This is a genomic window from bacterium, from assembly GCA_024224155.1.
GTDB lineage: Bacteria > Acidobacteriota > Thermoanaerobaculia > Multivoradales > JAHEKO01 > CALZIK01.
In genome coordinates this window covers 1-1266 of sequence record JAAENP010000305.1, presented here as the reverse complement: position 1 = coordinate 1266, position 1266 = coordinate 1, and the positions used below count along the sequence as shown (strand labels likewise).

Genomic DNA, 1266 nt, shown 5'->3' with positions numbered 1-1266 from the left:
GGGCGCGCCGGTCGCTATTTGGGTGCGACTATTGTCGGTGGAAGGGTCCGCCGGAGGCATCTCCATGGCGAGCCGGTCGCCCGATTCGGGTGCGCTCGGCTCGAGCTCTTCGGTTGCGGCGGATTGGACCGCTTGACCTTGCGATCCGGGTGCGCTTGGCTCGAGCTCCGCGGTTGCGGCAGCTTGGGCCGGTTGACCTTGCGGTGTCTCGATTGCCGCGCCACGTAGGGTTTCGAGCTTCTTCTCGTATTCCGCCTTGAGATTGCGTTCGATTTCGTTCGCCCGCTCCGCCACCAGCCGCTCGAACTCGCTGTCTTCGATGGCCGGTCTTCCCAGCTCACCATTGACCACTTCGGTCAGAGTCACCGATTCCGAATCGGCCAGGGGTTCCTTCTCGGTGGCGGGCGGCTCGGCGTGCCACGCGGGTGGCGCGGCCTGATCGGCAGAATCGTCATGCTCGGCAGCAGGAAAGGCGGTTGACGCGAGCGGCACAGCCGGCCCGGGATCTTCCGATCCTTTGGAGGCCGAGACCAGTAAGGTCCCGAGCACCAGCCCACTGACTACGGCGGAGAGGGCGAAACCCAGCCAGAACGGCTTACGGTCGGGATCGAGACCGTCTCCGGCGAGCGTGGGACTCGCGACCGATGCAGAGGTCCACGTACTTGACTCCTCGGGCGGTACTTGTCGGACCTCTGGAGACGCCTTGGAGGATTCGTCGGTGGATTCGAGAGCGCCTTTCTCGACCTGGGCGGGCCCAGAGCTTTCCTCGGTGGCAAGCTCGCTCTCGATCTGTTGAGACAGTATGAAGCTCTTCTCGCGTTTGAGCTCCATTATGTCCTTCTCGAGCCGATCCCGCATGATCGTGTGCATCAGGAAGGCCAGGTTGAAAGTCGTGGGGTTGTACTCGCCGCTCAGTATCAACCTACCGAGAGCCTGCTGCCACTCGAGCACATTGGGGATTCGCTCCGACCTCGGCGTGAAACTGCGCTCCAGAAGACAGACCAGGCCTCGGGGAGCTCCCTCGCCGGTGGCTTGGACGGTCAACGCCTCGCCGTCGAGTGGTTCGTCGGCATAGGGCCTGCCGCTGATCAGCTCGAAGAGAATGGAGCTGAGCGAAAAGACATCATCCTGGGCGCCGTGGCCTTCGCCGGCGCGGCACTCAGGGGCCAGGTAGGCGGCATAGGCCGGGTCGCCCGCGAACTGCTCGCTGAGGCCGGTACCGGTCTCAAAACCGAGTACCTTGACGCCGCCTTCGTTGGACAGTAG

1 protein-coding gene is annotated in these 1266 nt (G+C 63.9%); it reads right to left on the bottom strand.

The features are described from left to right. Window positions 1-1266, bottom strand: a 1266-nt coding sequence (locus GY769_15945) for a hypothetical protein (GenBank protein ID MCP4203411.1), incomplete at both ends; no start/stop codon positions are given.